This window comes from Mycobacterium sp. (genome assembly GCF_049281135.1).
Taxonomy (GTDB): domain Bacteria; phylum Actinomycetota; class Actinomycetes; order Mycobacteriales; family Mycobacteriaceae; genus Mycobacterium.
This window is the reverse complement of the sequence record NZ_JBAPRN010000740.1, coordinates 1-8,109: the sequence shown is the minus strand read 5'-3', so window position 1 is coordinate 8,109 and position 8,109 is coordinate 1. Positions and strand designations below refer to the sequence as shown.

Annotated in this window: 11 protein-coding genes; 5 read left to right on the top strand and 6 right to left on the bottom strand. The window is 65.8% G+C overall.

Features of this window, described 5'->3' with window-relative positions; all coding sequences use genetic code 11:
• The coding region (locus WAN02_RS29505) for an AMP-binding enzyme (RefSeq protein WP_422268929.1) at positions 1 to 469 on the top strand (469 nt) is incomplete at its 5' end.
• A 111-nt stretch (positions 470 to 580) separates the two neighbouring features.
• A complete protein-coding gene (locus WAN02_RS29500) occupies positions 581 to 2,329 on the top strand; it encodes an NAD-binding protein (RefSeq protein ID WP_422268928.1) in 1,749 nt (582 codons plus the stop codon).
• A 4-nt stretch (positions 2,330 to 2,333) separates the two neighbouring features.
• Here WAN02_RS29500 and WAN02_RS29495 read toward each other — a convergent pair whose 3' ends face one another.
• Positions 2,334 to 3,110 (bottom strand): S-methyl-5'-thioadenosine phosphorylase, encoded by a 777-nt coding sequence (locus tag WAN02_RS29495; protein ID WP_422268927.1) that lies wholly within the window; start codon positions 3,108 to 3,110, stop codon positions 2,334 to 2,336.
• A 149-nt stretch (positions 3,111 to 3,259) separates the two neighbouring features.
• Between WAN02_RS29495 and WAN02_RS29490 the strand changes: the two genes are divergently transcribed.
• Positions 3,260 to 4,132 carry a 1,4-dihydroxy-2-naphthoate polyprenyltransferase gene (locus tag WAN02_RS29490; RefSeq protein WP_422268926.1) on the top strand — a complete coding sequence of 291 codons (873 nt, stop codon included), beginning with the start codon at positions 3,260 to 3,262 and terminating at the stop codon, positions 4,130 to 4,132.
• Between the two features lie 7 nt (positions 4,133 to 4,139).
• Here the strand turns inward: WAN02_RS29490 and WAN02_RS29485 are convergent, their stop codons facing one another.
• A complete protein-coding gene (locus tag WAN02_RS29485; protein WP_422268925.1) occupies positions 4,140 to 4,808 on the bottom strand; it encodes a TetR/AcrR family transcriptional regulator in 669 nt (222 codons plus the stop codon).
• 133 nt (positions 4,809 to 4,941) lie between these two features.
• On the opposite strand from WAN02_RS29485, the gene WAN02_RS29480 reads away from it, so the two are divergent.
• Positions 4,942 to 5,247: a DUF1330 domain-containing protein gene (locus tag WAN02_RS29480; protein WP_422268924.1), complete on the top strand. Its 306-nt coding sequence runs from the start codon at positions 4,942 to 4,944 to the stop codon at positions 5,245 to 5,247.
• Between the two features lie 29 nt (positions 5,248 to 5,276).
• Here WAN02_RS29480 and WAN02_RS29475 read toward each other — a convergent pair whose 3' ends face one another.
• The 3 genes from WAN02_RS29475 to WAN02_RS29465 all read right to left on the bottom strand — a co-directional run bounded on the left by WAN02_RS29475 (position 5,277) and on the right by WAN02_RS29465 (position 6,459).
• On the bottom strand, positions 5,277 to 5,843 hold the full coding sequence (locus tag WAN02_RS29475) for a Clp protease N-terminal domain-containing protein (RefSeq protein WP_422268923.1): 567 nt from the start codon (positions 5,841 to 5,843) through the stop codon (positions 5,277 to 5,279).
• A gap of 3 nt (positions 5,844 to 5,846) precedes the next feature.
• A complete protein-coding gene (locus WAN02_RS29470; protein ID WP_422268930.1) occupies positions 5,847 to 6,065 on the bottom strand; it encodes a helix-turn-helix domain-containing protein in 219 nt (72 codons plus the stop codon).
• A gap of 64 nt (positions 6,066 to 6,129) precedes the next feature.
• Positions 6,130 to 6,459, bottom strand: coding sequence for a DUF4229 domain-containing protein (locus tag WAN02_RS29465; RefSeq protein WP_422268922.1), 330 nt, complete (start codon positions 6,457 to 6,459; stop codon positions 6,130 to 6,132).
• A gap of 47 nt (positions 6,460 to 6,506) precedes the next feature.
• On the opposite strand from WAN02_RS29465, the gene WAN02_RS29460 reads away from it, so the two are divergent.
• A complete protein-coding gene (locus tag WAN02_RS29460) occupies positions 6,507 to 6,671 on the top strand; it encodes a hypothetical protein (protein ID WP_422268921.1) in 165 nt (54 codons plus the stop codon).
• Between the two features lie 51 nt (positions 6,672 to 6,722).
• Here WAN02_RS29460 and WAN02_RS29455 read toward each other — a convergent pair whose 3' ends face one another.
• The gene (locus WAN02_RS29455) at positions 6,723 to 8,003 is read right to left on the bottom strand and encodes a MinD/ParA family ATP-binding protein (protein WP_422268920.1); all 1,281 of its coding nucleotides are present in this window, start codon (positions 8,001 to 8,003) and stop codon (positions 6,723 to 6,725) included.
• Positions 8,004 to 8,109 lie beyond the last annotated feature (106 nt).

Sequence of the window (8,109 nt, the reverse complement as noted above, 5' to 3'; positions counted from 1 at the left end):
CGGCCGGATCGTGCTCGGCGGCGCGACGCTGGCCACGGGCTATCGCAATGCACCCGACCCCGACCCGTTCGCCGAGCCGGGCTGGTTCCGCACCGACGACATTGGTGTCGTTGACGATTCGGGCGTGCTCAGCGTGCTCGGCCGAGTCGACGACGCGATCAGCACCGGTGGGTTGACGGTGATGCCGCAGCCGGTCGAGGCGGCGTTGCGGACCCATCCCGCAGTAGCCGACTGCGCGGTGTTCGGACTGGCCGACGAACGCTTGGGCCGGCGGGTGGCCGCCGCCATCGTGGTGGCCGATGGTTGCGCCGCACCCTCACTCGACGCGCTGCGTGCGCACGTGATGCGAACCCTGGACCACACCGCCGCGCCGCGTGAGATGCACATCGTCGACGCGCTGCCGATGCGCGGCATCGGCAAGGTGGACCGGTCGGCGCTAGTCCGGTTGACCGGAAACAGCTTGTCCTAGCGACACTTATGCGCGGCGCCGCTCACACCGGATGACATAATGCCCTGATGAACCGGCCTGACGTCATCGAGTATTCGATATCGGTCGGGCTTTTGAGCAACGGACGAGAAGATGCATCGCCACATCATTGTCAGCGGTGACGATGCGCTGGCGACCACAATCGCCGACGAGCTGAAACGCGCGGGCACGACGGTGGTCCGGATGGCGGCCGGGGAGACATCCGAGGCGGGCGTCGCCCGCGAGCTCACCCTGGCCGACGTCTCCCATGCGCTCGCGGTGGTCTGCGCCGGTGACGACGACGCGGTAAATCTTGAAATCGCTTTGCTGGCAAGGAAAGCCAACCCGAATCTACGCGTGGTGTCGCGGGTCGCCAACGATGTGCTGCGTGAAGCGGTCAACAACGACAACGGTCCTGGGGCGATCCTCGACGTCGCCGATCTCGCCGCGCCGGCGGTGGTCGAGGCCTGCCTGTCGCAGACCACCCATGATTTCGATGCCGCCGGAATGAACTTTGTCGTCGCGGGCAAAACAGCATCGCGCGAAGCGACCCTGCGCGAACTCTACGGCGACCTGCCGCCGGTGGCGGTCATCCGCGGTAACGACTCAGCCAACCCCGGTGAGCTGGAGATATGTCCTGGTCGCGATCAGCGGGTGCACGCCGGTGACTGGACGATGATGATCGGTACCGGCAACGAGCTCGCCGCCCAGGGCATCAAGGTCCCACGCTCGACGCGAGCGCGCTCGCGGCGGCCGCTGTTACGGCGTGCGGTCGACGCCGTCCGCGGCGTGCTCAACGACGTCAACCCGACGTTTTACCCGGTCTTCGCGGCGACGTTGGTCGTGCTGATCAGCGCCACCATCATCTTGCGGTTCGGGTATCGTCCCCCGCCCAGGATGGGCTGGGTCGACGCGTTCTACTTCACGGTCGAAACGATGACCACGACCGGCTACGGCGACTTCAGCTTCGTGGACCAACCCACCTGGCTGCGCACGTTCTCCACGCTGCTGATGTTCAGCGGCGTGACCACGACCGCGTTGCTGGTCTCGTTCGTCGCCGACGTATTGCTCTCGCGCCGTTTCGTTTTCGCGTCGGCACGCCCCCGGGTGCGGCATCTGCGCAACCACATCGTGGTGGTCGGGCTCAGTGGTCTCGGCATGCGGGTGGTCAGCGACCTGACCGCGGCGGGCTACGACGTCGCGGTGATCGAGCGCAACGAGGACAACCGCTTCCTGTCGGCGGTGCGCGATCTTGATGTACCGGTCGTCTTCGGCGATGGCACCTTGCGCCAGACGCTACAGGCCGCGCGGGTAGATCGCGCCCGCGCGGTCGCGGTGCTGACCCGCGACGACATCATCAATATCGAGACCGGCATCGTGCTGACCGAAATGCTGGGCCGCAGGACTGCGACCAGAGAGCACTGGACCGATATCCCACTGGTGTTACGGGTCTACGACCGCGCGTTGGGCTTCGCGGTGGCGCAGCGGTTCGGCTTTGAGAACGTGCGCTCCACCGTCGAACTGGCCGCACCGTGGTTCATCGGCGCGGCGATCGGCCTGCAGGTGCTGGGCACCTTCTCGGTGGGTCAGAACTCATTCGTGGTCGGCGGAATGCAGGTGGCCGCCGGCAGCGAACTCGACGGACTGCGCATGTTCGAGATGTCCAGTCAAGCCCGCGTCATCGCGATCGTGACATCCAACGGCCTGGTCAAGCTGCACCCCCGCCGTGACGCCCGGCTGCACGCCGACGACACCGTCTACCTGGTCGGGCCGTATCGGGAACTGATCGACACCCTGCGCAAAGGCCGGCCGCCCCGCTCGGCCCCCGACGAGGAGCGCAAGCGCGAAGCGAAGACCGGCTGAGCTGTCAGGGCTCGTCGAACGGAAGCGGGACCCCGGCGTGCGATAGGCACTGGGTACAGGCATGTTCGGTGTCCACCCGACCGATCGCTTCGCGCACGAGATTTTTGAACGGCTCGATGTTCTTCGCGAATTCACTGATCACGTCGTCAACTTTCACCCCGCCGCCCACTTCGATGCCGGCGTCCAGGTCGGTCACCAAAGCAATTGCCGCATAGCAGATTTCGAGCTCACGGGCCAGCACCGCCTCCGGGTAACCGGTCATGTTGATCAGCGTGAACCCAGCGGCGGCGAACCATTGACTCTCCGCGCGGGTGGAGAACCGCGGCCCCTCGATGACGACCATGGTGCCGCCGTCGACCACCTCGGTCAGGCCGGTGACCGCCGAGCGCAGCGTCGGGCAGTAGGGATCGGCGAAGGACACGTGCGCCGCGCCGGAGTCAAAGTAGGTGTCGGCGCGACGACGAGTCCGGTCCACAAGTTGATCAGGCACCACGATGGCGCCCGGCCCGTGATCGGTCGTCAGGCTGCCGACCGCGCACGGGGCGAAGATCTGCCGCACTCCCAACGCTCGCAGCGCCCACATGTTGGCCCGGTACGGCACCTTGTGCGCCGGAAACCGGTGGTCGGCGCCGTGCCGGGGCAGGAAAGCCACCTCGTGCTCCCCGATCGAGCCGACCGTGACCGCAGCGCTGGGCTCGCCGTAGGGCGTGTCCAGGTTGACACTGCGCGCTGCAGAATCGAAGAAGGTGTAGAAGCCGCTGCCGCCAATCACTCCCAGCATCTACGCCACTCCTTCCCCCGCAAGCGGGTGGGGGTCCCCCCAGTCGCAGAGCGGCGAGGGGGCCGTGCCCCCACATCGCTCTGTTGCTCTGCATCGTCGTTGGCGGGCACGGTGATCATTCTTGTGCACGCGCATGGAACGATCGGGGGGTGGCCAGTCTTGCGCAGTGGATCGCCGGCGCGCGACCGCGAACACTTCCCAACGCAATCGCACCGGTGATCGCCGGTACCGGCGCCGCCGCCTGGCTGCACGCCGCGGTTTGGTGGAAGGCGCTGCTTGCGCTGGCCGTCGCGCTGGCGCTGATCGTCGGGGTGAACTTCGCCAACGACTACTCCGACGGCATCCGCGGCACCGACGACAACCGGGCGGGGCCGGTGCGCCTGGTCGGTTCGCGACTGGCGACGCCTCGGGCAGTGCTGACGGTGGCGCTGACCAGCCTGGCGGTCGGCGCGGTGGCCGGACTGGCGCTCGCGCTGACCAGTGCGCCGTGGCTGATCGCGGTCGGCGCTTTGTGCATCGCCGGTGCGTGGCTGTACACCGGCGGCTCGAGACCGTACGGCTACGCCGGCTTCGGCGAAGTCGCGGTGTTCCTGTTCTTCGGTCTGGTCGCGGTGCTCGGCACCCAGTACACCCAGGCACTGCGGGTCGACTGGGTGGGTCTGGCGTTGGCGGTGACGACGGGTGCGTTGTCGTCGGCGGTGTTGGTAGCCAACAACTTGCGAGACATCCCGACCGATGGGGAGTCCGGCAAGATCACGTTGGCGGTGCGCCTGGGCGACAAAAGAACACGCATTCTGTACCAGGCGTTGCTGGCCGTCGCCGCCATTCTCACGCTGGCGCTGACAGCCGCAACGCCTTGGTGTGCGGCCGGATTGGTGGCCACTCCGCTGGCGGTGCGGGCCGCGGCTCCGGTGCGCACCGGGCGGACCGGACCCGAGCTGATCCCCGTCTTGCGCGATACCGGCCTGACCATGCTGGTCTGGTCGATCGCGATGGCAACCGCGTTGACGCTGACGGCGTGAGCGGCGCTTATCGGTCGGCCAATTTCGCGACAGCGTTGCCGACGTCGAGCTGCGGGTCGAGTCGGGCCGCGCAATGTAGCGACGTGACGAGCAGTTCGACGACCACTTCCACCATCGCGCCTGGATCAAACGGCCGCTCGTTTTTGAGCCAGTACGTGGTGGCCTCGTCGAGGGCCCCCGCGCAGGAGCGCAGCATCAATCGCAACGCCGGGCGGGCGATGTCGAGTTCGAGTAGCTGGCAGGTCCATTCGATGGTGTGCCAGCGTGACTGATCGAAGATGTGCCACGCTTCGGGGTCGCCGCCGCTGCCGCCGAGGACCAATCGCAGCGCCAGCTCGTCGTGCTCGCTGAGGTATTCGAGGTGGGCGCGCAACATCTGTCGAAACTGCTTCCCGGGAGAACCATCACCGGACGGCGGCGTGGTGGCGGCGTTCAGCCTGTTGGCCGCGTCGCGCAGCGCCTCGAGATAGATACCGCGCTTGTTCTCGAAGTAGTGGAATAGCAGACCCTGGGCTACACCTGCGGTTTCGGTGATGTCGCTGGTGGCGACGTCGTCAAAGTGACGGGCCGAAAACTGCTCGACAGCAGCTTCGAGAAGCTTGCGTCGCGTCAGTTCAGCCTGCGCCTGCCGTTGCGTTGCGGGTCGCGGCGTCAATGCGGCGTTGTGGCCGGTCACTGGTCGATCGTGCGCCCAGAGAACGGGTGAGCACAACTCAACGAAGAAAACTCGTAGAGCCATACTCATTGACACATACTCAATGAACGCTAATGTTGCCTGCGTAGGGACGCACCGACCAAGGAGGCCGCTCATGCCCGAAGTCAATGCGTTCGTCGTCGTGCAAATCGCGATCAACGATCGGGATGGCTACCACAGCTATGAAACTGCCGGGCACCAAGAGATCTTCGACAAATTCAGCGCCAAGGTGGTCGGCCTCGACGAGGACGTGGAAACCGTCGAGGGGAGCTGGCCCTTCACCCGAACGGTGATCATCGAGTTTCCAAACAAGGAGCTCGCGCGAGCCTGGTATGACTCCGACGAATACCAAGCCGTGGTTGGTTTGCGCCACGACTCCACGACATCGAACCTGGTAATCGTTGCGGGCTATCCCGGATGAGACGTGGTACCGCGTGACGGAACCGCGAACTACGCGGCTTTATCCAGCAGCTTGAGGACCGCTGCGCGCAGCTGCGCGGTGTAGACGTGCTCGGTGATCAAGGCAATGGCCGCTCGATCGCCGCTTCGCAGGATGCCCAGCAGCAGATGTTCGCAGCGGATCTCGTCGTCCTTGTGCGCCAATGCTTCTCGTAGCGCCAGCTCCAAGACTTTCTTGGCATCGTGACTGAACGAGATATGCCCTCGCCGCCTACGGCGGCGACCCGAACGGGACAGTGCGTTGTCGAAAGCGTCGGCGCCGAAAGTGCGGGCCACGCTGTCGCGAACCGCCCGCAGATCGATGCCGATAGTGCTGAGTGCCTCGGCATCCTCGTCGAACGACTTATCGCCAGTTGATGTTTCGGCCAACCGGGCCCGCATCACCTCGGCGGTCAAGCCGTATTCCGTCAATACCGACGAGAGGTCCCCGCGAGCAGTCTGCAGGATACCGAGAAGCAAGTGCCGCGAACCGGTTTCACGGTCGCACAGTTCGCGGGCCTCTTCCTGAGCCAGCATGACCGCGACCCGGGCATTGCGGGCGAACCTCTCGAACGCCATTGGTCATCTCCTCCGGTTGTATTTCTGGTGCACCGCCTGCCTGCTCACGCCCAATGCGTTGGCGATGGCCTGCCAACTCCAGCCCTGCTCGCGGGCATTGGCGACGTGGATGGCCTCTAACCGCTCCTGCAAACGCTGCAGGGCGCGCACCGAACGCAAACCCTCAGCCGGGTCGGCGCTGCCCGCGGCATCGGCGGCGGAGTTTGGCGACAGGTCGGGCAACTCACTCACAAGCGTCAAGATAACTTGACACTCAAGACGTGTCAAGGAACATTGACACTGGCGTTCAGCCCGAGGTGTCGGCGCCGTCGTCGGGTGAGGTCTCACCACGCAGTCGAGCCCGAAGTTGCGCTCGGTCGTGGCGACGGCGTTCGGTGGCGGCATCGATGCCCGCAGTGGCCCGGCGTCGCAACGGAGCGAACAGCCACATCCCCAGCGGCATCGCAATGACGAGCGCGAATAGCAGAGCGACGACGAGCGGGAAATCATGTACGCCAAGGCCTCGGCCGGTCTCATAGATCACCGCGGTGAGTGCGATCACCAACACCAGGCGGGCCGCCACGTACAACACAACGCTGACGACTGCGCGGCCGGCGGAGCTCTGTCCGTTTGACACACTGCGAGCCTAGGTCGCCGCGTATATTCGGACCAAGGAGGTGTTGAGTGCTGTACGTGCTGCTGGCCCTGATTGTCGCAACGGTTCTCTACGTTGGGTGGCGCGCGGCCCGTTCACAGATCAACCGCCCGAAGAGCCGCGTCATCGGACCCGACGACGATCCGGACTTCCTGTGGCGGTTGACCCACGGTGACAACAACCCGCGTTCCTAGCCTGATTGTCCCGATCCTCCCCGGGCCGGTTCGGCCCGAATCGTCGCAGGGCTAGATGAAGTGCTCGTTGGATCGGCGCTGATCGCTCGGAAAACCTTCTGCGACAACAGCTGCCAGCTCGATCAGCGCTTCCCGGGTCTCCCGCCTCAGCCGGTTCAGGTCGATCTCGGCGCCTTCTTCGAGGTGTGGATCGAACGGCACCAAACGCACTGCGCGGCAGCGTCGCGAGAAATGATCGACCACTTTTTGCATGTCGACCTTGCCTGACCGCGGCCGCACCGCGTTGATCACCGCGATCGAATTGCTGACCAGGTCCTCGTGGCCGTGCGCGTCGAGCCAGTCCAACGTGGCCGAGGCGCTGCGCGCGCCGTCGATCGAGCCCGAGCTGACCACGACCAGGGCGTCGGCCTTGTCCAGCACCGACGTCATCGCCGAATGCAAAAGCCCTGTGCCACAGTCGGTCAGCACCAGACCGTAGAACCGCTCGAGGATCTCCAGCGTCTGCGCGTAATCGTCAGCGCTGAACGCTTCCGACATTGCCGGATCGCTTTCTGACGCAAGCACTTCCAGACGGCTGGGCCCCTGCGAGGTGTAGCTGCGGACGTCGCTGTAGCGGTCGATGCCCTCAGCGTCGCGCAGCAGGTGCCGAACGGTGGCCGGTGTTTCCAGCGGCACCTTCTGGCTCAGCGTGCCGCGATCGGGGTTGGCGTCGACGGCCACCACCCGGTCGCCGCGGATCGAGGCGAAGGTCGCGCCCAGCGTCGCGGTGATGGTGGTCTTGCCGACGCCGCCCTTCAGCGAGAGCATCGCGATGCGGTAGCAACCCCGCAGCGGCCGGTTCACCTGGACGGTCAGGTCGTTGTACCGCATCGTTCGCGGGCTTTCGCCAACGTTGATCAGCTGCCCCGACAGGCGAAACAGCCACCGCCGCCAGCCCTCTGATGGCGGCGGCTTGACCTGGCGCAGCAGGGTGCTGGTGGACAGCTCCGGGTAGCGCGACGGCGGCAAGTTCGGTTGCGGATGTCCGGTGTCCCCCGACGGCGGCGGGCCCCCGTAGTTGCCGTAAACCCGCCGAGGCGCATCGCCGGACTCGACGACTCGCGGAAGTCCTTGGTACGGCGTCTCCGCCCAGGCCCGCGGTTCCACGCGTGTCTGCGGCAGAGGTGCGTTCTGCGTGGCGTTGTCACTGAACCGGCGTTCGGTGCGGAACCCGGCGAACACCCGGGTCGCCGGTTCGGCGGCGGGCGGCGGTGGCGGCTGGTGTGGCGGAAACTCGGTCGTCGGATGGTCTCCGCGGCCGCCGGCGTTCGCGTCGTGCGGATGGTCAGACACGTGAAAAATCCCCTCGTTGCAACACTCCGGTCGCTGGTTGACGAACAGAGCTCTTCATCGAACATATCGCAGCGTCGACCGCAACCTTCTGACCTGGGCTTATCCC

Excerpts from the sequence above, each read along its gene's own strand:
- WAN02_RS29480 (WP_422268924.1), top strand. The coding sequence starts at position 4,942 with ATGCCCGAAGTCAATGCGTTCGTCGTCGTGCAAATCGCGATCAACGAT.
- WAN02_RS29495 (WP_422268927.1), bottom strand. The coding sequence starts at position 3,110 with ATGCTGGGAGTGATTGGCGGCAGCGGCTTCTACACCTTCTTCGATTCT.
- WAN02_RS29475 (WP_422268923.1), bottom strand. The coding sequence starts at position 5,843 with ATGGCGTTCGAGAGGTTCGCCCGCAATGCCCGGGTCGCGGTCATGCTG.
- WAN02_RS29500 (WP_422268928.1), top strand. The coding sequence starts at position 581 with ATGCATCGCCACATCATTGTCAGCGGTGACGATGCGCTGGCGACCACA.